The 25,493-nt window shown below is 45.4% G+C and carries 23 protein-coding genes; 8 read left to right on the forward strand and 15 right to left on the reverse strand.

Annotation, left to right across the window (positions count from 1 at the left end):
• Positions 1-47: 47 nt before the first annotated feature.
• The 7 genes from hisD to hisIE are packed head-to-tail and all read left to right on the forward strand — an operon-like array spanning position 48 to position 6,182.
• The gene (hisD, locus tag OGX96_RS07665; protein WP_191227050.1) at positions 48-1,352 is read left to right on the forward strand and encodes a histidinol dehydrogenase; all 1,305 of its coding nucleotides are present in this window, start codon (positions 48-50) and stop codon (positions 1,350-1,352) included.
• On the forward strand, positions 1,349-2,428 hold the full coding sequence (hisC, locus tag OGX96_RS07670; RefSeq protein WP_198801589.1) for a histidinol-phosphate transaminase: 1,080 nt from the start codon (positions 1,349-1,351) through the stop codon (positions 2,426-2,428). The genes hisD and hisC overlap by 4 nt, the downstream gene beginning before the upstream one ends.
• Positions 2,425-3,492 (forward strand): bifunctional histidinol-phosphatase/imidazoleglycerol-phosphate dehydratase HisB, encoded by a 1,068-nt coding sequence (gene hisB / locus OGX96_RS07675; RefSeq protein WP_000080054.1) that lies wholly within the window; start codon positions 2,425-2,427, stop codon positions 3,490-3,492. The genes hisC and hisB overlap by 4 nt, the downstream gene beginning before the upstream one ends.
• Positions 3,492-4,085 (forward strand): imidazole glycerol phosphate synthase subunit HisH, encoded by a 594-nt coding sequence (gene hisH, locus OGX96_RS07680; RefSeq protein ID WP_198801588.1) that lies wholly within the window; start codon positions 3,492-3,494, stop codon positions 4,083-4,085. The genes hisB and hisH overlap by 1 nt, the downstream gene beginning before the upstream one ends.
• Positions 4,082-4,819: a 1-(5-phosphoribosyl)-5-[(5-phosphoribosylamino)methylideneamino]imidazole-4-carboxamide isomerase gene (hisA, locus tag OGX96_RS07685; RefSeq protein ID WP_008785166.1), complete on the forward strand. Its 738-nt coding sequence runs from the start codon at positions 4,082-4,084 to the stop codon at positions 4,817-4,819. The genes hisH and hisA overlap by 4 nt, the downstream gene beginning before the upstream one ends.
• Positions 4,801-5,577 carry an imidazole glycerol phosphate synthase subunit HisF gene (gene hisF / locus OGX96_RS07690; RefSeq protein ID WP_198801587.1) on the forward strand — a complete coding sequence of 259 codons (777 nt, stop codon included), beginning with the start codon at positions 4,801-4,803 and terminating at the stop codon, positions 5,575-5,577. Before hisA ends, hisF begins: the two co-directional genes overlap by 19 nt.
• Positions 5,571-6,182 carry a bifunctional phosphoribosyl-AMP cyclohydrolase/phosphoribosyl-ATP diphosphatase HisIE gene (gene hisIE / locus OGX96_RS07695; protein ID WP_000956425.1) on the forward strand — a complete coding sequence of 204 codons (612 nt, stop codon included), beginning with the start codon at positions 5,571-5,573 and terminating at the stop codon, positions 6,180-6,182. Before hisF ends, hisIE begins: the two co-directional genes overlap by 7 nt.
• A 55-nt stretch (positions 6,183-6,237) precedes the next feature.
• On the opposite strand, the gene wzzB is transcribed toward hisIE, so the two are convergent.
• Entirely contained in the window at positions 6,238-7,221 is a 984-nt protein-coding gene (gene wzzB, locus OGX96_RS07700; protein WP_198801586.1) for an LPS O-antigen chain length determinant protein WzzB, read from the reverse strand.
• A 399-nt stretch (positions 7,222-7,620) separates the two neighbouring features.
• Between wzzB and OGX96_RS07705 the strand changes: the two genes are divergently transcribed.
• A complete protein-coding gene (locus OGX96_RS07705; RefSeq protein ID WP_198801585.1) occupies positions 7,621-8,625 on the forward strand; it encodes an NAD-dependent epimerase in 1,005 nt (334 codons plus the stop codon).
• A 58-nt stretch (positions 8,626-8,683) separates the two neighbouring features.
• Here OGX96_RS07705 and ugd read toward each other — a convergent pair whose 3' ends face one another.
• From ugd to wcaK, 14 genes are all read right to left on the reverse strand, one after another.
• Positions 8,684-9,850 carry a UDP-glucose 6-dehydrogenase gene (gene ugd, locus OGX96_RS07710; RefSeq protein WP_048215977.1) on the reverse strand — a complete coding sequence of 389 codons (1,167 nt, stop codon included), beginning with the start codon at positions 9,848-9,850 and terminating at the stop codon, positions 8,684-8,686.
• Positions 9,851-10,048: 198 nt separating this feature from the next.
• Positions 10,049-11,455 (reverse strand): NADP-dependent phosphogluconate dehydrogenase, encoded by a 1,407-nt coding sequence (gnd, locus tag OGX96_RS07715; RefSeq protein ID WP_167820085.1) that lies wholly within the window; start codon positions 11,453-11,455, stop codon positions 10,049-10,051.
• A 172-nt stretch (positions 11,456-11,627) separates the two neighbouring features.
• Entirely contained in the window at positions 11,628-12,533 is a 906-nt protein-coding gene (locus OGX96_RS07720) for a glucosamine inositolphosphorylceramide transferase family protein (protein ID WP_167820086.1), read from the reverse strand.
• A 2-nt stretch (positions 12,534-12,535) separates the two neighbouring features.
• Complete coding sequence (locus tag OGX96_RS07725) at positions 12,536-13,435, reverse strand: GNAT family N-acetyltransferase (RefSeq protein ID WP_198801584.1); 900 nt, start codon at positions 13,433-13,435, stop codon at positions 12,536-12,538.
• An 88-nt stretch (positions 13,436-13,523) separates the two neighbouring features.
• Entirely contained in the window at positions 13,524-14,621 is a 1,098-nt protein-coding gene (locus OGX96_RS07730; RefSeq protein WP_167820088.1) for a glycosyltransferase, read from the reverse strand.
• A complete protein-coding gene (locus OGX96_RS07735; protein WP_167820089.1) occupies positions 14,618-15,409 on the reverse strand; it encodes a glycosyltransferase family 2 protein in 792 nt (263 codons plus the stop codon). Before OGX96_RS07735 ends, OGX96_RS07730 begins: the two co-directional genes overlap by 4 nt.
• A 36-nt stretch (positions 15,410-15,445) precedes the next feature.
• A complete protein-coding gene (locus tag OGX96_RS07740; RefSeq protein WP_167820090.1) occupies positions 15,446-16,486 on the reverse strand; it encodes an EpsG family protein in 1,041 nt (346 codons plus the stop codon).
• Positions 16,483-17,739 carry a lipopolysaccharide biosynthesis protein gene (locus OGX96_RS07745; RefSeq protein WP_167820091.1) on the reverse strand — a complete coding sequence of 419 codons (1,257 nt, stop codon included), beginning with the start codon at positions 17,737-17,739 and terminating at the stop codon, positions 16,483-16,485. Before OGX96_RS07745 ends, OGX96_RS07740 begins: the two co-directional genes overlap by 4 nt.
• A 174-nt stretch (positions 17,740-17,913) precedes the next feature.
• Entirely contained in the window at positions 17,914-18,930 is a 1,017-nt protein-coding gene (locus OGX96_RS07750; RefSeq protein ID WP_167820092.1) for a glycosyltransferase, read from the reverse strand.
• A 363-nt stretch (positions 18,931-19,293) separates the two neighbouring features.
• Complete coding sequence (gene galF / locus OGX96_RS07755; protein ID WP_167820093.1) at positions 19,294-20,187, reverse strand: UTP--glucose-1-phosphate uridylyltransferase GalF; 894 nt, start codon at positions 20,185-20,187, stop codon at positions 19,294-19,296.
• Positions 20,188-20,424: 237 nt separating this feature from the next.
• Positions 20,425-21,420: an SDR family oxidoreductase gene (locus OGX96_RS07760; RefSeq protein ID WP_048215967.1), complete on the reverse strand. Its 996-nt coding sequence runs from the start codon at positions 21,418-21,420 to the stop codon at positions 20,425-20,427.
• Positions 21,421-21,568: 148 nt separating this feature from the next.
• A complete protein-coding gene (gene wcaM / locus OGX96_RS07765; protein ID WP_286582641.1) occupies positions 21,569-22,963 on the reverse strand; it encodes a colanic acid biosynthesis protein WcaM in 1,395 nt (464 codons plus the stop codon).
• Positions 22,964-22,974: 11 nt separating this feature from the next.
• The gene (wcaL, locus tag OGX96_RS07770) at positions 22,975-24,195 is read right to left on the reverse strand and encodes a colanic acid biosynthesis glycosyltransferase WcaL (RefSeq protein ID WP_137377008.1); all 1,221 of its coding nucleotides are present in this window, start codon (positions 24,193-24,195) and stop codon (positions 22,975-22,977) included.
• Positions 24,192-25,472: a colanic acid biosynthesis pyruvyl transferase WcaK gene (wcaK, locus tag OGX96_RS07775; RefSeq protein WP_079934505.1), complete on the reverse strand. Its 1,281-nt coding sequence runs from the start codon at positions 25,470-25,472 to the stop codon at positions 24,192-24,194. Before wcaK ends, wcaL begins: the two co-directional genes overlap by 4 nt.
• Between the last annotated feature and the right edge of the window lie 21 nt (positions 25,473-25,493).

Genomic DNA, 25,493 nt, shown 5'->3' on the forward strand with positions numbered 1-25,493 from the left:
TAAGGCAGCGCCGCCATCCGGCAACACCCGATAATGGAGTAACGACCATGAGCTTCAATACCCTGATTGACTGGAATAGCTGTAGCCCCGAGCAGCAGCGCGAACTGCTGATGCGCCCGGCCATTTCCGCCTCTGAAAGCATTAGCCGCACAGTGGCTGAGATCCTTGAGAACGTCAAAAATAACGGCGACCGGGCGCTGCGTGAATACAGCGCAAAGTTCGATAAAACCGAGGTTGGCGCGCTGCGCGTGACCGAGGAAGAAATCCAGCAAGCCAGCAGTCGCCTGAGCGACGAACTGAAACAAGCCATGCAGGCGGCGGTGCGTAATATTGATACTTTCCACACCGCGCAGATCCTGCCGCCGGTGGATATCGAAACCCAGCCGGGTGTGCGTTGCCAGCAGGTTACCCGCCCTATCGCTTCCGTGGGCCTGTATATTCCTGGAGGTTCGGCGCCGCTGTTTTCTACCGTATTAATGCTGGCGACCCCGGCGCGCATCGCCGGCTGCAAAAAAGTGGTGCTGTGCTCACCGCCGCCGATTGCCGATGAAATCCTCTACGCCGCGCAGCTGTGCGGCGTAAAAGAGGTGTTTAATGTGGGTGGCGCGCAGGCAATTGCCGCGCTGGCGCTGGGCACCGAATCTATTCCTAAGGTTGATAAAATCTTCGGGCCGGGCAATGCGTATGTGACCGAAGCCAAACGCCAGGTCAGCCAGCGTCTTGACGGCGCGGCCATCGACATGCCTGCAGGCCCGTCCGAAGTGCTGGTTATCGCCGATAGCGGCGCGACGCCGGACTTTGTTGCCTCTGACCTGCTATCTCAGGCAGAACACGGCCCCGACTCGCAGGTTATCCTTCTGACGCCAGACGCTACGCTTGCCGAAGGCGTTGCCAAAGCCGTTGAACGCCAGCTTGCTGAGCTTTCCCGCGCAGAGACCGCACGTCAGGCACTCTCCGCCAGCCGCTTAATCGTGGCGAAAGATCTGGCGCAGTGCGTTGAAATATCTAACGCCTACGGTCCGGAACACCTGATTATTCAGACTCGCAACGCGCGTGAACTGGTTGATGAGATCACTAGCGCCGGTTCGGTGTTCCTCGGCGACTGGTCGCCGGAATCCGCAGGCGACTATGCTTCTGGCACCAACCACGTTCTTCCGACCTACGGCTATACCGCGACCTGCTCAAGCCTTGGGCTGGCTGATTTCCAGAAACGGATGACCGTACAGGAATTAAATCCACAAGGTTTCTCGGCCCTGGCCTCAACCATTGAAATACTGGCCGCTGCTGAACGACTGACTGCCCACAAAAATGCCGTCACCCTGCGCGTTAACGCCCTGAAGGAGCAAGCATGAGCACTGACAACTTTCTCAGCGTCACTGATTTAGCCCGTAAGAATGTTCGCGAATTAACGCCCTATCAGTCTGCCCGTCGTCTCGGTGGTAACGGCGATGTCTGGCTCAACGCGAATGAATACCCCACCGCCGTTGAGTTCCAGCTCAGTCAGCAAACGCTGAACCGCTACCCGGAATGCCAGCCGAAAGCGGTGATTGAGAATTACGCGCAGTATGCTGACGTCAAACCGGAGCAGGTACTGGTCAGCCGCGGCGCAGATGAAGGGATCGAACTGCTGGTGCGCGCTTTTTGCGAACCCGGTAAAGATGCCATTCTGTACTGCCCGCCGACTTACGGCATGTACAGCGTCAGCGCCGAAACGATTGGCGTTGAGTGCCGCACCGTTCCAACCCTTGATAGCTGGCAACTTGATTTGCAAGGCATCGCGGACAAGCTTGATGGCGTGAAAGTGATTTACGTATGCAGCCCGAACAACCCAACCGGCCAGCTGATCAAGCCACAGGATCTGCGTTCGCTGCTCGACATGACGCAGGGTAAAGCTATTGTGGTCGCTGATGAGGCCTATATTGAGTTTTGCCCGCAGGCCACGCTGGCGGGCTGGCTTTCTGAGTATCCGCATCTGGTGATATTACGCACGTTGTCCAAAGCGTTTGCGCTCGCCGGTTTACGCTGCGGGTTTACGCTGGCGAATGAAGAGGTTATCAATCTGCTGTTAAAGGTGATAGCCCCTTACCCACTTTCTACGCCGGTGGCAGATATCGCCGCCCAGGCGCTGACGCCGCAAGGGATTTCCGCCATGCGTAAACGCGTAGAGCAGATCCTGGAAGAGCGTCAGTATCTGGTAGATAACCTGAAAACAATTCGCTGTGTAGAGCAGGTATTCGATTCTGAAACCAACTATGTTCTGGCGCGCTTCACCGCTTCAAGTAGCATATTTAAATCTTTGTGGGATCAGGGCATTATCTTACGAGATCAGAATAAACAACCTTCGTTAAGCGGCTGCCTGCGAATTACTGTCGGAACCCGTGAAGAGAGCCAGCGCGTCATTGACGCCTTACGTGCGGAGCAAGTATGAGCCAGAAGTATCTTTTTATTGACCGTGATGGAACCCTGATTTCCGAACCGCCAAGTGACTTTCAGGTCGATCGCTTTGACAAACTCGCCTTCGAGCCGGAAGTTGTTCCCGTTTTGCTGAAACTGCAAAAAGCAGGTTTTAAGCTGGTTATGATCACTAACCAGGATGGACTCGGAACCCAGAGTTTCCCGCAGGCTGATTTTGACGGTCCGCATAACCTGATGATGCAAATTTTCACCTCTCAGGGTGTGACGTTTGATGAGGTACTGATTTGCCCGCACCTGCCAGCGGACGAGTGTGATTGCCGTAAGCCAAAAGTGAAGCTGGTTGAACAGTATCTGGTTGAACAGGCCATGGATATGGCGAACAGCTACGTCATTGGCGATCGGGCGACCGATATTCAGCTCGCTGAAAACATGGGCATTAGCGGATTGCGTTACCATCGCGACACCCTGAACTGGGCGATGATCGGCGAGCAGTTGACCAAACGTGACCGCTACGCACACGTTGAGCGTAATACTAAAGAAACGCAGATTGACGTCAAAGTCTGGCTGGACCGCGAAGGCCGCAGCAAAATCAATACCGGCGTTGGCTTCTTTGACCACATGCTGGATCAAATCGCCACCCACGGCGGTTTTCGCATGGAGATTGCCGTCAAGGGCGATCTGTATATAGACGATCACCACACCGTTGAAGATACCGGTCTGGCGCTGGGCGAAGCCTTAAAGCTGGCGTTAGGCGATAAACGCGGCATCAACCGTTTTGGTTTTGTGCTGCCGATGGATGAGTGTCTGGCACGTTGCGCGCTGGATATCTCCGGCCGTCCACACCTGGAGTACCGCGCGGAGTTTACCTACCAGCGCGTTGGCGATCTGAGCACGGAGATGATCGAACACTTCTTCCGTTCACTCTCTTACACTATGGGCGTCACCCTGCACCTGAAAACCAAAGGCAAAAATGACCACCACCGTGTGGAGAGCCTGTTTAAAGCCTTTGGCCGTACGCTGCGTCAGGCGATTCGTGTAGAAGGCGACACGCTGCCCTCTTCAAAAGGAGTGCTGTGATGAACGTGGTGATTCTGGACACCGGCTGCGCCAACCTGCACTCGGTAAAATCCGCCGTCGCACGCCACGGATACGATCCTGTTGTCAGCCGTGACCCGGACGTAGTGCTGCGCGCCGATAAACTGTTTCTGCCGGGCGTCGGCACCGCGCAGGCGGCTATGGACCAGTTGCACGAGCGCGAACTGATTGAACTGATTAAAGCCTGTACTCAACCGGTACTGGGGATCTGTTTAGGTATGCAACTGCTGGGCCGTCGCAGCGAAGAGAGTAACGGTGTCTCCCTGCTGGGCATTATTGAGCAAGACGTCCCGAAGATGACCGATTTCGGTCTGCCGCTGCCGCATATGGGCTGGAATCGCGTCTATCCGCAGGCGGGGAATCGTCTGTTCCAGGGCATTGGAGATGGCGCCTATTTCTACTTTGTACACAGCTACGCTATGCCGGTAAACCCGTGGACCATCGCCCAGTGCAATTACGGCGAACCGTTTACCGCGGCAGTACAAAAAGACAATTTCTTTGGCGTACAGTTTCACCCGGAACGTTCGGGCGAGGCTGGGGCACAGTTGCTGAAAAACTTTCTGGAGATGCAATGATTATTCCGGCATTAGATTTAATCGACGGCACGGTGGTGCGTCTTCATCAGGGGGATTACGCTAAGCAACGTGATTACGGCAACGATCCTCTCCCCCGTTTGCAGGATTATGCAGCCCAGGGTGCTGAAGTGCTGCACCTGGTAGATTTAACCGGCGCGAAAGACCCGGCACAGCGCCAGATCCCGCTGATCAAAACGCTGGTCGCTGGCGTCAATGTTCCGGTACAGGTTGGCGGTGGCGTGCGTACGGAAGCAGACGTGGCGGCGCTACTTGACGCAGGTGTGGCGCGCGTGGTGGTGGGTTCGACGGCGGTAAAATCCCCCGAGATAGTCAAGAGCTGGTTTGCCCGTTTTGGTGCCGATGCGCTGGTACTGGCGCTGGACGTTCGTATTGACGAGCACGGTAATAAACAGGTTGCGGTCAGTGGCTGGCAGGAAGATTCCGGGGTTTCACTGGAAGAACTGGTTGAGACCTATTTACCCGTCGGCCTGAAGCACGTGCTGTGCACCGATATCTCCCGCGACGGTACGCTGGCAGGCTCAAACGTCGCGCTGTATGAAGAAGTATGCGCCAAATACCCGCAGGTGGCGTTTCAGTCATCTGGCGGCATTGGCGGAATCGAGGACGTAGCGGCCCTGCGCGGGACCGGAGTTCGCGGCGTGATCGTCGGACGCGCCCTGCTGGAAGGAAAGTTCACCGTTGAGGAGGCCATTCAATGCTGGCAAAACGCATAATTCCTTGTCTGGACGTCCGTGATGGGCTGGTGGTAAAAGGCGTCCAGTTCCGTAATCACGAGATTATTGGTGACATCGTCCCGCTGGCAAAACGCTATGCCGATGAAGGTGCAGATGAACTGGTGTTCTACGATATCACCGCTTCCAGCGATGGACGCGTAGTGGATAAAAGCTGGGTATCACGCGTGGCGGAAGTGATTGATATTCCGTTCTGCGTAGCCGGCGGCATTAAATCCATCGACGATGCGGCGCGCATTCTCTCCTTTGGGGCGGATAAAATCTCCATCAACTCCCCGGCGCTGGCCGAACCGGAACTTATCACCCGTCTGGCGGATCGCTTTGGCGTGCAGTGCATCGTGGTGGGCATTGATACCTGGTATGACGCCGACACCGGCAAATATCATGTAAATCAGTATACCGGAGATGAAAGCCGTACCCACGTCACGCAGTGGGAAACACTGGACTGGGTGCAGGAAGTCCAAAAACGCGGCGCGGGCGAAATCGTCCTGAACATGATGAACCAGGACGGCGTACGTAACGGTTATGACCTGGAGCAACTGAAAAAAGTGCGTGATGTTTGCCACGTACCGCTGATTGCCTCCGGCGGTGCGGGCACCATGGAACACTTCCTGGAAGCCTTCCGGGATGCCGACGTTGACGGCGCGCTTGCCGCCTCCGTCTTCCACAAGCAAATTATCAATATTGGCGAATTAAAAGCGTACCTGGCAACACAGGGCGTGGAGATCAGGATATGTTAACGAAGCAACAATGCCGCGAGCTGGACTGGGAAAAAACCGACGGACTGATGCCAGTCATCGTGCAGCATGCGGTTTCCGGTGAAGTACTGATGCTGGGGTATATGAACCCGGAGGCGCTGGATAAAACGCTCGAAAGCGGCAAAGTAACCTTTTTCTCGCGGACCAAACAGCGCCTGTGGACCAAAGGAGAAACCTCCGGTCACTTCCTTAATGTGGTGAGCATTGCGCCTGACTGCGACAACGACACTCTGCTCGTTCTGGTTAATCCGATTGGCCCAACCTGCCATAAAGGCACCTCAAGCTGCTTTGGTGACGCAAGCCACCAGTGGCTGTTTTTGTATCAGCTTGAGCAACTGCTGGCCGAACGTAAAACCGCTGACCCAGCCAGCTCCTACACCGCGAAACTGTATGCCAGCGGCACCAAACGCATCGCGCAGAAAGTGGGCGAAGAAGGCGTAGAAACCGCGCTGGCTGCGACCGTGAACGACCGTTTTGAGCTGACAAATGAAGCTTCTGATCTGATGTATCACCTGCTGGTGCTGCTGCAGGACCAGGATCTCGACCTGACGACGGTGATTGAGAATTTACGTAAGCGTCATCAGTAATCTGCAGACGTAAAAAAACCGGGCAGAGCCCGGTTTTTTGTTATCAGCTTTAGACTTACTCAGCTTTGGCTTTGTAACCACGCAGAGCATTTCGCCCCAGCACCACACCGGCACCAATCATCCCACCGAGCAGAACCGCCAGCACGAGGGTAATCGTTTTTTTCGGGCTGTCACGACGAATCGGCAACGTTGGTTTCATCACATAGCGGTAGGCGTGTACGCTGTCAGGCGCCACTTGTAATGCCTGCACCGCCAGCAGGTTCTGACGCGTTTGATAGTATTGATCAGAAAACGTCAAAGGACGCGTAGCTTCGTTCTCAACCATTGAGGAAAGTGCCTCACTACCCAGCATAAACATAGTATCCTGAGATACTTGATCAACCTGCTGTACCTGCGGTAGCTTAATATTAGACTGTTGCGCAACCTTAAGTGCTTGAGTCATCTGCGCGATACGCAGGGTTTTCTGCTCTTTCGCAACTGCTTCCTGCGCTGCAAGAGATTTTTGCAAATCAGCCAGTCGCGTTTCCAGACTCATTGACAAGTCAGTATTAAGCTCTTTCGCAACACTTTCATCAACTTGTTGAATATACTGCGCCAACGTTTTTTGTGCCTCTTCAGAGGTTTTACCGGTGTAAGAAACCTTTAACGGCAGAGCCTGACCTTTAACCGCAGCATCAATTGATAGTTTTTCCGGTTCTTGCTGGTTATCTAACGTTTCCGCCAATGCAGAAAATGCCGAACTAAAACGCCCGATAAAACTCGCCTGAACATCTGTCACTTTGGGTGCGTTAGCCCCAAATAGTACATCCAAAGCATTATTGTAGCTGGCAAGCTGACCCGCATCGGGTTGTGTAACGATAGCTGTCGAGGTCCATTTTTCCTTAGCCACCGCCAAATAGCCTACTGCCAGCGCTATTGCCACAACAATGCAGATAATAATCGTTACTTTCCCACGCCATAACTGCATGAGTAAATCAATCAGATCAATCTGTTCCGGATCGTGACTGCGCCCGGACATGTTGTTATCACTTACAGACATAGAAACCCTAGATAAGGAAAGACTTAAACTGGGATTAGTTTAGCTATAAATTGAGGCAATGCCATAGGATTAATGATAAAAAAATCAAATTGTTTCTGGGATTTTGATTGGTATTTCAAACACTACTGAATAGCGATACGATTAAACAAAAGTGTCAATACTCAAAGAACATCTTCATGCGCAAAAAACCATCAACAAACAGGTTTCATGCCCGCTAATCGTTATACTTTACAATTCATTTTATTGAATTCATATCGTGAATACTTACCTTCTAACCAGTAAAAATGGTAGGCGTAAATAATATAACAATTAGCTTTTTTACCATCTAAAGGTATCATTCCACTTTTTAGTAGCACCTGTTGGTGTCTGGCTATTATTTAGCCAAAAAGAGGAATAAACATGAAATACCTGGTTACGGGTGCCGCTGGTTTCATCGGCTTCCACGTTAGCAAACGCCTCCTTGAGGCTGGCCATCAAGTAGTCGGTATTGATAACCTGAACGATTACTACGACGTCAGCCTTAAACAAGCTCGTCTGGAATTACTGGCGCAGCCTGGTTTCCAGTTTCATAAAATTGATTTAGCCGACCGCGAGGGTATGAGTGAACTCTTCGCATCCGAGCATTTTGAGCGTGTGATCCATCTCGCAGCACAGGCTGGCGTACGTTATTCACTCGAAAACCCACATGCCTATGCAGACTCAAATCTCACAGGCTTTCTGAACATACTGGAAGGGTGTCGCCATAATAAAATTCAGCATTTGCTCTATGCCTCATCCAGTTCAGTTTACGGCCTGAATCGCAAAATGCCTTTCTCTACGGATGATTCCGTCGATCATCCCGTGTCGCTGTATGCAGCAACCAAAAAAGCCAACGAACTGATGGCTCATACTTATTCCCATCTGTACGGATTGCCCACAACCGGGTTGCGTTTCTTTACCGTGTACGGTCCTTGGGGGCGTCCTGATATGGCGCTGTTCAAGTTCACCAAAGCGATGCTAGAAGGAAAGAGTATTGACGTCTATAACTATGGCAAAATGAAGCGTGACTTTACCTATATTGATGATATCGCAGAAGCAATCATTCGCCTGCAGGATGTCATTCCACACGCAGACACACAATGGACCGTTGAAACAGGCACGCCAGCAGCCAGCATTGCGCCCTATCGCGTCTACAATATCGGCAATAGTTCACCGGTTGAGCTAATGGACTATATCCAGGCTCTGGAAGATGCACTGAGTATTGAAGCAAAGAAAAATATGCTACCACTACAGCCAGGTGATGTGTTGGAAACCAGCGCGGACACTAAAGCACTGTATGAGGTAATTGGTTTTAAACCTGAAACCACGGTAAATGATGGGGTGAAGAACTTTGTTGAGTGGTACCGTGATTTCTACAAAGTTTGATTACTGGCTGATTAGAATAAAAAAGGCCTTATATAAGGCCTTTTTTATGGAGACAAGATTAATCACTACCAAACAAATCGCGGGTATACACTTTATCGGCAACATCAGCTAATTCTGACGTCATGCGGTTAGAAATAATAATATCCGCTTCATTTTTGAACGCATTAAGATCACGCACAACTCGGGAATGGAAAAATTCATCCTCTTCCATGACCGGTTCATAGATAATAACGGGCACGCCCTTTGCCTTAATGCGCTTCATGATGCCCTGAATCGATGATGCCCGGAAATTATCGGAACCACTTTTCATGATCAAACGGTACACGCCGACCACCTTAGGCTTACGCGCAAGAATAGAATCTGCAATGAAGTCCTTACGCGTACGGTTCGCATCAACGATCGCGCCAATAATGTTATTCGGCACAGACGCGTAGTTCGCCAGCAACTGCTTAGTATCTTTCGGCAGACAGTAGCCACCATAGCCGAATGACGGGTTGTTGTAGTGATTACCGATACGCGGGTCCAGGCACACACCTTCAATAATCTGCCGTGAATTCAAGCCAAGACTTTCTGCATAGCTATCCAGCTCGTTAAAGTAAGCCACACGTAACGCCAGATAGGTGTTAGCGAACAACTTGATGGCTTCGGCTTCAGTCGAGTCGGTAAACAGCGTCGGAATGTCCTTTTTAACCGCTCCTTCCTGCAGCAGCGCGGCAAAACGCTCTGCACGTTCGGAACGTTCACCAATAACGATACGGGACGGATGCAGGTTGTCGTACAGTGCACGGCCTTCACGCAGGAATTCTGGCGAAAAGAATATATTGTCGATGCCCAACTGTTCTTTAATCGAGTTCGTAAAGCCAACCGGAATCGTTGATTTAATTACCATCACCGCATTTGGGTTGATTTCGACCACATCGCGGATCACTGACTCGACGCTCGAGGTGTTAAAGTAGTTTGTTTTCGGATCGTAATCAGTCGGTGTCGCGATGATAACGTAGTCCGCGTCGCGGTAAGCATCATACTTATCGGTCGTTGCACGGAAATTCAGCTGTTTTGTCGCCAGATACTCTTCGATCTCTCTATCAACGATCGGCGATTTTTTCTGATTCAGCATCTCGACCTTCGTCGGAACGATATCCAGAGCGACCACTTCATGGTGCTGGGCAATCAGAATACCGTTCGACAAACCAACATAACCTGTTCCTGAGATAGTTATCTTCATTCGCTGTGTAACTTCTTCCGGTTAAACATTTGAGGGTGAACACGCTGCCAACAACGTCGCGCATCGGCTCTGCATTGCACCAGTATATCGTGCTTTGCTACAACACCGGATATCAGACCTGACTGAATCCCATTTTTTGGCAATAAAAAAGCCCGGAGGAGCGCTCCGGGCCTGCATTTACAGTTAGACTAAATCAGATTAATCCAGCCATTCGGTGTGGAACACACCTTCTTTATCGGTGCGTTTATACGTATGTGCACCAAAGTAGTCGCGCTGGGCCTGGATCAGGTTAGCCGGCAGCACCGCAGAACGGTAGCTATCGTAGTAGGCTACTGCTGCAGAGAAGGTCGGTACCGGAATACCATTCTGCACGGCATAAGCCACTACATCGCGCAGCGCCTGCTGGTATTCATCAGCGATATTTTTAAAGTACGGTGCCAGCAGCAGGTTAGCGATGCCCGCGTTTTCAGCGTAGGCGTCGGTGATTTTTTGCAGGAACTGCGCACGAATGATGCAGCCCGCGCGGAAGATCTTCGCGATTTCACCGTAGTTCAGATCCCAGTTGTACTCGTCAGACGCAGCACGCAGCTGAGAGAAGCCCTGCGCGTAGGAGACGATTTTTCCCAGGTACAGCGCGCGACGAACTTTCTCAACGAACTCTGCTTTATCGCCAGCCAGTTGAGCCTGCGGGCCGGACAGTACTTTAGATGCCGCAACGCGCTGGTCTTTCAGAGAAGAGATATAACGAGCAAATACGGACTCAGTGATTAAGGACAGCGGTTCCCCCAGATCCAGAGAGCTCTGGCTGGTCCATTTACCGGTACCTTTGTTCGCCGCTTCGTCCAGGATCACATCAACAAGGTATTTACCGTCTTCATCTTTTTTAGTGAAGATGTCTTTAGTGATGTCGATCAGGTAACTGCTCAGCTCGCCTTCATTCCACTCGGTGAAGGTAGTTGCCAGTTCTTCGTTAGACAGGTTCAGACCGCCTTTCAGCAGAGAATAGGCTTCAGCAATCAGCTGCATATCGCCGTATTCGATACCGTTGTGGACCATTTTCACGTAATGACCCGCACCGTCAGCACCGATGTAGGTTACGCACGGTTCGCCGTCTTCAGCTACAGCAGCAATCTTGGTCAGGATAGGTGCTACCAGCTCATACGCTTCTTTCTGGCCGCCAGGCATAATAGATGGGCCTTTCAGGGCTCCCTCTTCACCGCCGGACACGCCGGTACCGATGAAGTTAAAACCTTCCGCGGACAGTTCACGGTTGCGACGGATAGTGTCCTGGAAGAAGGTGTTGCCACCATCAATGATGATGTCGCCTTTATCCAGATACGGCTTCAGGGAATCGATGGCAGCATCGGTGCCAGCACCCGCTTTCACCATTAACAGGATACGACGTGGGGTTTCAAGAGACTCGACGAACTCTTTCACCGTGTAATAAGGAACCAGTTTCTTACCCGGGTTCTCGGCAACAACTTCTTCAGTTTTCTCGCGGGAGCGGTTGAAGATGGAGACGGTATAACCACGGCTTTCGATGTTGAGCGCCAGGTTGCGCCCCATCACTGCCATACCGACGACGCCGATCTGTTGCTTGGACATTACATACTCCTGTCAGGTGTGGTCACCGCGCGACGCATGCGCGGCTTGAATGTGTTCTAGATGTTAACTCAGGTTAATGTCACTGAATAGAGATAGGTTCACTTATGGTGCTTTTTGACTTAAAAATTATTGTTTGGTAGGTTGAATATCGCATATCTTCTACGACAAAAGCTCAATTCCTGAACGGTAAACTAATTTTGAGTTTATAAGCTAATTTTCTAAATACGTTACTAAATCTATATTTAACTATTTTCCCGTCAAAAACAATATATTCATCTTTTACTGATAAGGTATGAATTCCCTTGTTGTAAGGATATAATGGAAAAATCTCCATGAACTCGTTTTCTTTATATTCATCAGGGCTAAGATGCGATACTTCACTTATGACAATACTACCACCATAAGTTTTAGTACAGTTTTGAGATACTCTGAAAAACTTATCGTCGCAGCAAAGCATACCTCCACCATTTCGCCCGACTCTGCTATTTTTTGCAATGGGGGACATTCTATGTTCGACAAAATCATTAAGAAGAGAATCAGAATAGAATAATCTTTGTTTGAAAGGTTCGTTTATAGTCGAAGTAAATAAATAATAGATACCATTTACATTATGGATGAAAGAGTCAACGTACATATCATCACACAATATCTCCCTAACAAATTCAAAATTGTTCAACTCAACATTGAACCTGTATAGATAAACACCATTGCGATCTCCTTCCTCAGGAATACAATATAGACCGCCTTCGGCCTCAAATACATATGGAAAAGACTTATGGCCAGTACTTTTATTTATCTCATCAAAAAACGGATACTCATCCCCATTTAAATCAATACATTTTAGCTTCGCATTACCTGAAACGTAGTTAAAATCCTCATACGCAACATAATACTTTTCAGAAAATTTAAATATAAATGGATCTGCCTCATAATCACTTTTAATATTAACTTCAAGCCATTTAACCTTCTGTTTCGGTAGTTCCCCATCTAAAACAAGCGACAAGTCGCAAGATGCGATACCTATACGCCAAATATCTTGTCCGAATAACTTATAGAAAATTTTATTTAACAAACTCATAATCAATTATCACAAGCAGCAAATGAGATGTAACGACCGTCAGCACAAGGAGATTCAGAACTGAAATCTGTCATAAAGTAATTTATATTGGAGCCAATTCGTCTGTCATAAAAATAATGCTTATAACTATCATCCTCTTCTAACCCACTGAAAGAAAAAATTCTTGGACAAATCTTTGAATTGAAAACTTTACCTTCAGAGCCAGGATTTACGATATAATGGATAACCCTATCGATAATACCTTTAAATTTTACAGAAACGATCACACCAACAAGTTTAAATTTATCGTAAATAAATTCAACATTATACTTCTTAACCGGATGATTTATATAACGCCATGTTAAAAAATCCATGTCACTAGCAACTATTAAATTGCTACTGCTACAAAGCATATTAATTATATCTTGTTTTTCTGACGTTCTGACTTGTGAAACGTCTGTAATGACTTTTCTTTTATTGCATAGCGATGGTTTAGATAAAAAAGAATTTATAATAGGCTGAAAATTCATTTTCGTCCTTTTCCATCCCGGTAGCGCATTACTATTTGGATGACCAATAAGACAAGCATTTTGCTCTTTCAAATACTCAATGCTTCGACGGATCAATTTCACAAAAAGGTTTTTATCACGATGGTGTGGATGAGTCAAAACATCAGTAGCATAGTAAGCATATTTTTCATTGCCATCCTGAATTAGCCTCACAGGAATCAAGAACATATTTGCAACAAGCTCATTGTCAATTTTGATATTTACGCTAATACCTTCTCCATGCGGATTGTTATGCAAGAGCCATGGCAAATACATCTCATTAAAAAGCTTATTATCTGCAGCATAATAACATTTATAAAAAACTTTAAGTTCAGTAATTAGTTTTAAGTCAACTTTTTCTAAAGCAATTATCATACCCCTCCTCCAATACATGAATTACAAAAATAAATAATGATAGAAACAGCCAAGCGATTATATTATTTACTCACATATATTTAAAAAATCAGCTTATGCCTTTAGTATTAATGTAGATTAACTCCCATTGCACCACTATATTATCAATGGAAAAATTCCGCTGTACTCTATCCCTATTCAGCGTACCAATGTGCAATAATTCTTCATTATTTAAATTTAAAATTGATTTTATTTTATGCATTAGTAAGTCAGGTCGGGATGGCGGAACTAAGAAATTAGCATCACCAACTACCTCTTCCACCCCACCAACGTTTGTAGCAATAACAATCCTTTCACATGCCATTGCTTCAGCGAGTACAATTCCAAAACCTTCCCATACAGAACTCAAAACAAACAAATCGCATGCTGATAACCACTCTTCAATATTATTTTGTTTACCTAACCAAAAAATATTACTGTCAACTTTCAGGTTTATCGCTAATTCCTTCAAGCTAGAATTTAGTTCGCCATCACCTATTATTGCAAGATAAGTGGAACTTTTGCATTCAAGCGATGCAAAAGCATTGATTAAATTCGGGTAGTCTTTTGCCTCTGTCAGTCTCCCAACTGTCATAATCAAGCGAGCATCATCAGGAATATTCAGTAATTCCCTCATTACTCTACGGTTTTTACTACTATAACAAAACTTATGAGTATCCACTCCATTATAGATCGGTATCATTCGTCCAGGCTTAGAAGCTTTCTTAGCAATAAATTCATTGACTGCTTTTTCACTAACATTAGTAGATATCTCAGCCAATGAATCAGTAAGTCTGTATGCCAACATCCTTAAGGAGCCACCTTCATTATTGCTATGAGCAGTAGATATCAACTTTTTAAATGGTAACGTCAGACGAATTAATCGAGCAAAGATATTCGCATGAAACATGTGACTATGCACAACATCAGGGTTGAATTCCTTTATTATTTTACGAACACCCCAGTATGTTTTTATAATTGAAACTATCCCCTTGGTCATATTCATTTCAATGACGTTTACTTCTGAGGGAGTTTTCATTAACTTATCCCCAGTCAAGGAGATAATTAAAACTTCATGTTGATTATTTACTAGTTTTTCTGAAAGATCACTAACGATTTTTTCAGCGCCGCCAATACCCAGTCCAGTGATAATCTGAATAATTTTCATTTCAGCATCCCATAATATTTGCACTGAATATATCGCACGAGCATTTTTCCTTTTTTCAGCAAATCACTTTCACGATAAAATTGGTTTCGGTAATACTCAGAAAAACCTCTATGATTATTTTTAAGGTGTTTTTTAAAATTCATGGTAAGACCATCATCAAGATAACCATAAAGATAGATAACCTTATTGATATAAAATCTCACACAGGCAAAATCTGTGATTTGCGTCCAAATTAAGCCTTCCGGTACAAATTTTTCACCAGCATGCAATGGAAATGGGATCTTCAGCATTAAATTTCTTTTGAAACAAAATGCCATTTCACCTTTTAGCAAATTTGAAGCATCAGTCGCATTAAGATACAAGGCATGATCAAGAGAATGATTATCGAATGCTATCCCTGATAAAGTTCCATTAAATTCGCTTTTTCGGAAGCCAACGCCAGAATACTCAATTCCTTCAGCCTCAGCTTCTTTAATACCCTTAAGTACCCATTCAATTGCATCATTAGTTAAACAATCATCACTATCAACAATTAAAATATAATCACATCTTGAAAGTCTGCATCCATGATTAATAGCACTGGGTTTTCCTTGATTGACCTGAAAAGCAGTTACTATATCGAAATCGGAGTTTTTCTTGTATTCTTCAATTTTATCTGAAGTCGCATCACTACTCCCATCATCAATAATTATCCACTCAAAATTCTTATTGGATTGCTGTTGTAGTGAATAATACAAATTATCAAGTGTGTTTGCTCTGTTGTATGCGGGTGTTAATACCGTAACCATTAATGATACCTATAAAAATTTCAAATTATTATCTATCTAAACCATATAGGTACTATAGATAAACCCACCGTCGAAATGAGTTAAGAAGACATTCAATCTAACAGCACAGTAGATAAATAATGCAACGAACAAAAGCACTTTATTTGCTATCTTTTCTTGTCTTGATATATAACTGACGGTCATTAGTATATAAAAGAATTTAATATATTCGCTTAACCTTGCCATAACAGGCAGCAAGTATGAAACAAGTAAAACACTAACTCCAAGAACCATTATTACCTGATAGATTTTCTTTTCTTTTTCATGTATTAACGTTCTTTGATTAGTTGAAAGAAAATATATAAAACAAGCAAACAAAAAATCGATTAGTAAAGAACCGCTAACAAAAGGTGGCTCACTCAAATATGCTTCAATATTACCATTATGAAGAATGGTTTGATTCAGATAAACGACAATTATCTTTATCCACCATAATGAAACCACACTAACTAGTAGAATTTTAATATAATGCCTTGAGTTTGTTTTATATAAAATAACACCAGCGATTGCTATTACAACTGTAACCTCGTGAAACATAGTGGCAAAAGTTAAAAATATAAGAGCCAGCAGATTTTTCCTTCTAAAGAAAAAATCTGCTGCAATCAATAGCAAACCTGCAGCTATCGACTGTCTAATCAAAACCATATCGAGCCAGATAAAACTAATTGCATAAAACATCATCAAGCATAAAGTTGGCTTATTCGAGTTTTTATAAAAATACCAACCTTGCATGAGTACTGCAGACATACCAGAAACAGCAATTAAAAGATTAAAGTCATTACAGAACAATTTAACAACATAGTTTAATCCAAAATAGCCAAGTCCATAAGAGTATATAGCATCAGGTATCGATTCAAAATACAACTTATACACATCATAATCAGTTCCGCCAACGCTTCTAATACCAACAAAGATGACCATAGCGACTAGTGGAATTAAAAATATAAAGAAGTTTTTTCTACTACAGAATAGTTCCAGAAGTGAAAAAAAAACGACCAGTATAAATATAGCATTAACAATCATTTTATCAACCATCATTCCTTTTTATGACCTTTACTTGATCTTCTCATCAAAACAAGATAATAAATAGAAGTCAATAAAACCATAACTAAATAGTTTAAATTATAAATGAGATAGACACTTTTCTGGCCCATAAGACCAAGCCAAATATAATACGAGGTACATGATAAAATCATCATAAAAGTCCATTTGAAGAGTATAAATCCGTTTTCTCTAAACCTATACATGATTTGCATCAGTACTAAATCAATGCCATAGAAAGTAATAGCTGGTAGTAACATCAACGCCATCTGTCCTGACATTTGAAACTTCATACCAAAGATCAGCAATATTAGTTTACTCAAGATTAATAAACAGCCTAATTGAATTACTGTTGAAACAGCAACAACTGTCCATATACACTTTTTCACATTAAGCTGTAATGTCATACGATCGACTGTCGCAAATAAATATCTCGGAGCTACCGACTGGACAATTATGCTTAAAAGTAAAAAAGCCTGCTCCAAAAACTGCACAGATACGCTATATATTGCAAGATAATCATAAGTTAAATAATGTTCGATAAAAAAACGATCAACCCTAAGATAAATCATCATAGTTACCAAAGGCACCCATAGCTTAATGCCTCTGAAGAATACTATTTTTAACACTGTTGCATTGAGGGTTATTTTTAGCTTTGAAAATAAAAAAAGACCACCTAAAAATACAGCGAGGGCCAATGTTTCGGCACTTCGAGAGAAATATATATAGTAATTATTCGCTGTGTGAAATGCGAGCATCACACAGAACACACGGATAGCCAAAGCTACACAACGACAAATTACTGCTCTTTTTATTTTTATAATCGATTGTAAATAATTGGTAACGACACCAAATGGTTCATTTAACAGGAGAATAAATGACAAACAATATAATATTCGTTTTATTTCTTCGTCTGTAACGAAAAACACAGCATATGTCCATATAAAGATGAAAGCCAATAAGGCTCCTATCATCCTTATGAGAAAAGCAGCACTAATAAGCTCATTGACTATCTTTTTATGACGGCTCAATGCTGGAATTAGAACTTCACTACCAGCAACAAGAGCTACGGATGATACAACCACAACCCAATTTACTGAGTAAACCCATTTACCATAATCTGTCACACCTAGACTTCGGCTTATCATTGCCTCACTAAGAAAAACAAGAATAACGAAGTACATTTTCTCAATAATAAGCCATATGATATTTTTAAAAATATCTGAAGAAAAGAAAATACGCTTAAGCATAAACTAGCAACCTATTATTTGGAAATAATAATCATTCTAATAATAGTATTGTTTTCATAAAAGCAGCTAAAGGATGTGGTTCTAAATAAAACCACAACAGAATTAAACTGTCAAAAGCAATCAACAATATATTACATGAAAATCATTAATACAGTAGACAGTAGATTGAATACATTAATTTAATATCAATTTCTTATACTCATCCGCATATGAGTCAAAGACAAACTTCCCTTTTGCCTCTCGTGACTTAAGTAAATAATCATCATAATTATCAAATATACTAATGATACTACGTTCAACATCTTGTTCGGTATTGTTAACAAGGAGACCATTGCCTTCTATTAACTCAGTACATCCACCAACGTTACTTAAGACAAGTGGGATTCCTGCAGTATGCGCTTCTAAACCTGACATCGGTAATCCTTCACTATCAGATACCAAAACAAACAAGTCATAATTCGAATAATTATTAAATCCTTTAACTTCTCCCAAAAAATTGATATTAGAAATATCTTTGTTAGTTTCTTTTAGGGTCTTTAGGTATTCACCCCCACCTACTATATCCAACTTCATATCTGGATGCTTCGCTACTACATTAATAAGCAAATCAGGTCTTTTGGGGTAAGTAAGACGCCCCACAAAGATAATTTTCTTATGACAATCATTACCTTCTTTTTCTTTCATCTGCACTACTGAATTTGTTAATGTCTTGATCTTACATTTGTTAATACCTATAATTCTTATAGCTTTATCTTCATCACTTCTGGATACACACCAAATAACATCCGTTATGTATGATAGATACTTTTCTATTTTTATAAAGACAGATTTCAGCATCCCTCCATTGTATATACATGACCATCCATGTGATACATAGATACATTTAAACTTGGAAATTAACCTTGCCATTCTTGAATAAATACCAGCATTTGCTGAACTGGCGATCATAACGTCAATATTTTCCTTTCTTATAAATTTAAGTAAGGAAATATATCCAGAGAAACTGAAATGTTTTTTAAGCTGAGGTAAAATCAAGACCTTCTCAAAGTTATTTTGTTCAGTTAACCAACCATCCTCTGAGGTTATCAAATAAACAGAACCTTCATTTTTTACTAATTTCATCATCTCATTTGTCCAAGTCTGAGCTCCACCGATTTCAGACTTGGTAACAATAAAAGCTATTTTTTTCATGTGTTATTTTAAATATCAAGGTTAGTTGATTATATAGTATCTGTATGTGTCTGAAGTCTATTGCAGACTTTAATTATTTAACTTATTGCACGCTACCGCCCCTGGCTCACAAGCTACCAGAGTACTTCACACATTGCTCTTCGATGTTCAGCCCTCACACAGAACCTTTTAATAATTTTCTTACCAAATACAGCGCTATAGAGGAAGAATACTACATTCCGAAGAATATTTCCTAAGCTTACTCTTTTAAGTAAATTGTACAAAATAAAAACGGCAGCGCCTCCCCATATGCAACCAGACTAAGATTCAGGGTGTTCACTACCGTTTGTTTAACAATTTATTATCAAGCAGATATTTGATGATCTATTCGCTTAACAATTTCTCAATACCCTTGCGAAACTTAGGCCCTTCTTTCAGATTCCGCAACCCATACTTAACGAACGCCTGCATATAACCCATTTTTTTACCACAGTCGTAGCTGTCGCCCGTCATCAGCATGGCATCAACAGACTGTTTTTTCGCCAGCTCAGCGATGGCATCCGTCAACTGAATACGCCCCCAGGCACCTGGTTGGGTATGCTCTAATTCTGCCCAAATATCAGCAGACAGCACATAGCGCCCTACGGCCATCAGATCGGAATCAAGTGTCTGCGGCTGGTCTGGTTTTTCGATGAACTCAACAATACGGCTGACTTTACCTTCGTTGTCCAAAGGCTCTTTGGTCTGAATAACAGAGTACTCAGAAAGATCGCCTTCCATACGCTTAGCCAGCACCTGACTACGCCCTGTTTCATTAAAGCGAGCAACCATGGCAGCTAAGTTGTAGCGCAGCGGGTCCGCACTCGCGGTATCCAGAACGACGTCCGGTAATACCACGACGAAAGGATTATCACCAATAATAGGGCGAGCACAAAGAATGGAATGACCCAGACCCAGCAACTGAGCCTGACGGACGTTCATGATAGTCACGCCCGGAGGACAGATAGACTGCACTTCGGCTAAGAGCTGGCGCTTAACACGCTGCTCAAGGAGTGATTCGAGTTCGTAAGAGGTGTCGAAGTGGTTCTCAACCGCGTTCTTAGACGCGTGAGTCACCAGAACGATTTCTTTGATACCGGCAGCTACAATCTCGTCGACAATGTATTGAATCATCGGCTTGTCTACGATCGGCAGCATCTCTTTAGGGATTGCCTTCGTAGCAGGCAACATGTGCATCCCCAGGCCCGCTACCGGGATAACTGCTTTCAAATTAGTCATTCTCTCTCCTACCTCCAAACGGCTGATAAAGTATAGACTTTAGCCGTACGTTAGCCAGTATTGCTGGCTCCATCCTCAACACGAAATAGCCAGGTTAAGGTAAACCGAATGCAAACTCTACACTTCACCAGCGCCGAGGTGAACTCGGATTCCTCGGAAACGAACTCATCTCGTCAGTTTTATAGCATTTCCGAAAAATCGAAGTTAACTAAGCCCCAGACACTCAACAAACAGCAATCACTCAGAGACAAACGTAATGTCATCTTTCTTATCGTGCAAAAATTCGTATTTTAAAGTGCGATCCAGCCCCTGAGACAATGTGTAAGGTGCGACAAAACCGGATGAGTGGACTTTCGTTGCATCAAACTGTGTGGTGGCACAGAACTTCTTCACGCGCACAGAGCTGACAGCATATTTTTTGCCGGTCACTTTACCCAAAATATCAAAGCAATAGCCACCTAACATGCCTAAAGCGTAAGGTAAGTGTGCTGAGGGGATTTTTTTACTTAAGCTCTGTTCAACTTCGGTAACCAGTTGGTTCATATTTAGATCAGGTTTATCAACGTAATTATAAACCTCATAACCAGCAGTCACATTCTTCAGTTTATACTTGATAAACTCAACAATATTACCCACATAAGCCATTGATTTATAATTGGTACCCGCCCCAACCATCATAAACTTACCGCCAGCAATCTGCTTCAGCAGATTATAAACGTTGCCGCGGTTGCGTTCGCCAAAGATAACAGTTGGACGAATGATAGTCAGCGAACGATCATCAGGCGCTTTAGCATGCCATTCACGAAGAACCTCTTCCGCTTGCCACTTGCTTTTACCGTAATGGTTGAAGGGATCGTGAGGATGATTTTCATCAGGGTTGGTTTTGTTCAGGCCATAGACCGCAACAGAACTGGTGAAAATGATGTTCTTAACATCATTTTTCTCCATAGCGGCCAATACATTGCGCGTCCCCTGAACATTCACATCATAGTAGAGTGAAGTAGGACTGACATCATCACGGTGTTCAGCCGCTAACAACACGACTGTGTCATAGCCTGAAAGCGCCTGATCCAGAACTTGTTGGTCGCGAACATCACCGATTTGCGTGATTTGCGGATAGAAATGACTCTGCTGTTTATCCAGATTCTTGATATCAAAATCCGCAACAGCCGTCTCCAGGAGTCTGGTCCCCACGAAGCCGGAGGCACCGATGAGCAAAACTTTATCGTTCATAAATCACTTTGTCTGTTCGTAACACAAGAAACATATGATAAAGATGAGCGTCTTCCCTGAGTAGTCAATGCTGCCCAGCCCCAGCTTTAACAGTAATTGAGTGATTATAATCTTTTAGCCAATGATATCCAGTAAGATTATAGTGGGGTTACCTCCCCTGCCCCGGCAGTCGGAAATTCACCGCTTCGACATTCACCACCTGATGGTTTACCCGGTCAATGTCAACTGAACTTTGCCCGCTTTCGTTTACCGCATGGATATTCGCCAGTGATAGCAAGGTGCCCTGCTTAGCCATAAACTTGCCGCGTACGTCCTGGCGCAGATCGAAGTGCATCTTGAGCGCGGGTCCTGTTGTGGATTGCTGCATCACCCTGATGTTACGTAAAAAAAGATGCTGTGGTTGGTTGTGCAACTCAAGCGTGGCTCGCTTCATCTCCACGTTGGTGATGGCCACGAACGACGTTGCATTACCTGATGAGATCTGAATTCCACGTAATTTATATTCAAGTTTCGTGTTATCCAGATGGATATTATTTAACTTAAAGTTCTGCGGAATGGATAAATATCGTCCTTTAATAACACCGTAGCCAATGAGCATACCTGCGCTATTTTCCATATTGATATTATCAATCACGAAATTATCACAGCCATAAATAGCGACCGTCGCATTATCAATACCTGCTTTCTTACTAAAATCTGGGGTAATATTTCGTGCGGTGATATTACGAATTATAAAATGTTTACCGTTCTCTACATGAACTAGCTGTCGACAGTCGGTACCGGTGATATTCGCCACGACAAAGTTTTTTACCGCCAGGTCATCGGGATAGGAATTGTCATAGGTACTGCCCGCCAGCCCGATGCCGATGCCCCAGTTCACGTTGCCATTGGTACAGTTGATACGTTCAATGACATGGTCAGAAATGAGGATGTTGCTGTCGTTGATCGCCACATTCCACTCAATGGCATCTCCCTGTAGATCGCTAAAACGGCAGTTTGTAATCTTTACGCCATCCATCCGGTTATGAAAGCCCTGACGCAGGATCCCATAGTTGGCGCGCGTGACGGTAATATCATCGATAACCAGATTGCGCATCAGACTTGGTGTTTTGCCGCCGACATAGACTTGTGTCACTGGGCCAAAACCACTCATGGCAATCCCTTTTATCACACAGTCTGAACCGCGCACATCGAGGGTAACATTCCTCAGGCTCCCGCCCTGCTCACCCACTACCTTACATCCATCCTGCAGAACAAAGCGACCACGGCCATTGCCGCTGATTCTGCCTTGCAGGTGTAGCGTTTTGCCAGGAGGAATAACGACAGCGGTATTGAGATCCTTACATTCCAGTTCTTTGGGTACGACTACCGTTTGTCCTTCTTTGAACGCCTGCCGGAAAGAAGCGACCCAATCCTTTGGGTTGTAATTCTGAATGTTGACGCTGTCCGATGATTCAAGCGCCCGGACAATGGGAGAATGCAGCACGACAAGCGCAGAGCCTGCCGTCAGAAAAGTACGGCGTGAGAGTTTGTTCTCTGACATACAACCTCGATTTACATCGTTTGCAGCAGACTGGCTAACTGTTTATTGATAGCTAACTGATTAAATTCAGTTTCAATTTTTTCTCGCGCACACTGCACAATCGGCTGTACCTGCTCACTGCCGAGCAGGCTAAATTCCGCTAACCTCTCAGCCAGTGCCTGCGCATCGTTTTCCGGTGCCAGCCAGCCAGACTTGCCCGATTCGACCAGCTCCGGGATCCCGCTGTGAAAGGTAGAAATCACTGGAATACCTACCGCCATCGCCTCCATCAGCGCCACCGGGATCCCCTCCATATCGCCGTCTCTTCCGGTAATCGACGGCAGCAAAAATACATCCGCCTGTTCAAGCATCTCCTTTACCTTATGGCTGGGCTTAAAGCCGGGCATCTCAATCACATCATCGAGTTGATATTGCTCGATCAGCGTGCGTAAACGACGCTCCCAAGGACCGATACCCAGGATGCGATAACGAAATGAGACGCCCTGCTCTTTTAACTGTCGGCAGGCTTCGATGGCGACGTGCAGTCCTTTTTTCTCGGTTAACCGGGCGACAGAGATAATTTCCAGCGGTGCAGCTGGTGCTTTCAGTTGGCGAGGGGTAAAACGCGTCATGTCGATACCCATACGCGAAACCGCGATTTTTTGCGGCGGGCATCCCATGTTTTTTAAACGTCCGGCCCAGAGATTGCTGATGGGTAACATCAAATCTCCACGTTGAAATAGCTGCTGATACTCAGGGGTATAGCGGGTAAGCACATCCCGATGCGAAACATCGACGCCGTGAAATACCGTAGCGATTTTTCCGCGGATCATCCCAAGCTCACGCAGCTTAGCGGCCGTTACGCCTGCTGGCCCAAAATGAGCAATAAAGACATCCGCTTCAAACGCCCGCGGATTCCCACCGCAAATGGCCGCCAAAATCAGATTGCGCGCTTCCTCGCCATAACGTGCAACATTAAGCGCTTTCCAGGTCGCTGCGCGGGTGAGACCGTGCAGAGCCGCCGCCGCCCTATATTTCAGCTTCGCCAGTTTGCTTTCCGGTTCATTCAGCAACCAGCGCGTTTTTTCACCCAGCCGATAGGTATTAAATGAGGCATGCGTATTTTCAAGATCGCCCTTCTGCAAAGCGACAATCTCCACGTCGTAGCCCATATCGATAAATGCGGTTATCTGATTGAGTACAAAGGTCTCAGAAGAGAGCGGAAATTTAAGCAGGAAAAAGCCAATCTTCATTTTTCCCCCTCAATACGCGTTAAAACCGACTGCACCATGTGTACCCCGCGTTCGCGTTCGCGTGTCACAGCATCCCCAAGCCGTATGTTCAGTTCAGGTAGCTGTCCGAGGGTATCGGCGACCTTTCCTTCCAGACTGCCATCGAGCAGATGGCGAATATCGACAGCCATCTCCGGCAACCCCAACTGTTGCATGATCCCTGCCGATTTATGCTCGTAGTTAATGGCGATGGCTGGCGTCATAAAATTCATCGAGATAATGGCCGAGTGCAACCGAGTACCCACCGTCAGATCGCATGCCCCCAGAATCTTCCCCATCTCCAGATCGTTAAGTTCATCCATCACCACATGATATCGGGCCGGGTCGTTTACATACTGGCGCAGGTTTAACGCCACCATGCGATCATCTTTGTTGTAACTATCAATACCGGTGCAGGTTGACAGTGCAATCACCTGGTAACCTTCATCGAGTATGCGGTTCACTACCCCGGCAAAGGCTTGCTCATAGGCCTGCTGCGTTGTCCCCAGACGCTTATCAAAAGGCGCCAGCTCGCGCAATGTAATGGCAACGGTCTTCTGTTTAGCCGCCATGTCTAACCAGTGCTGTACCGCATAACCCGGCTCAAAATCCTCATGATGATTGTCGACCAGCCAGGCCGTATCCACGCCTGTTTCAACTTTATCCGTGGTAATTGCGCTGCGCTTCATCAGATCCAGACTGACGGATTCACGTAAAATCAATGCATTACAGTGGCCAAACACGTAGTTCGCCAGTTGATTAAACTGCTCATCCTGGAATGGCCCCACGCTATGACCAATCATGTACAGCGGTTTTTTCGCCATAAACGAACACAACGCATGTTCAAACTGCGGCACACCATACAGATCGACAAAGAACGATCCGCCGACCTGGATGATGGCGTCATAGCGCGACAACAAACGAACAAAATCGGTAAAGCCCTGGGCGATAGCGATATTGCGCAGATTACCGGAGTCGGTAACACGCGAGAGCAGTACCTGGTGCTGATAGCGACGACGCAGCACTTTCTTCACTCGCCCCATAACACCCGCTGCGTTGTTGTGTTGCTTCATCTGCGAATACAGCGGATCGCCCATCACCGGGCGGTTCAGTAACCATGAGGAGCTCACCGGGTAACGGCTCATAACATCCACTTCAGTCTCGGGACGCAACGCGTTAATGGCATCCAGCAAACCGCGCAGGATCGCGCTATCCCCTCGGTTCCCGCAGGTATGGTTGCCCAAAATTAATAGTTTCATTATGACCTCTTAAAGCGTTGT

The organism is Citrobacter sp. Cpo100, from assembly GCF_030332595.1.
GTDB classification, from domain to species: domain Bacteria; phylum Pseudomonadota; class Gammaproteobacteria; order Enterobacterales; family Enterobacteriaceae; genus Citrobacter; species Citrobacter portucalensis.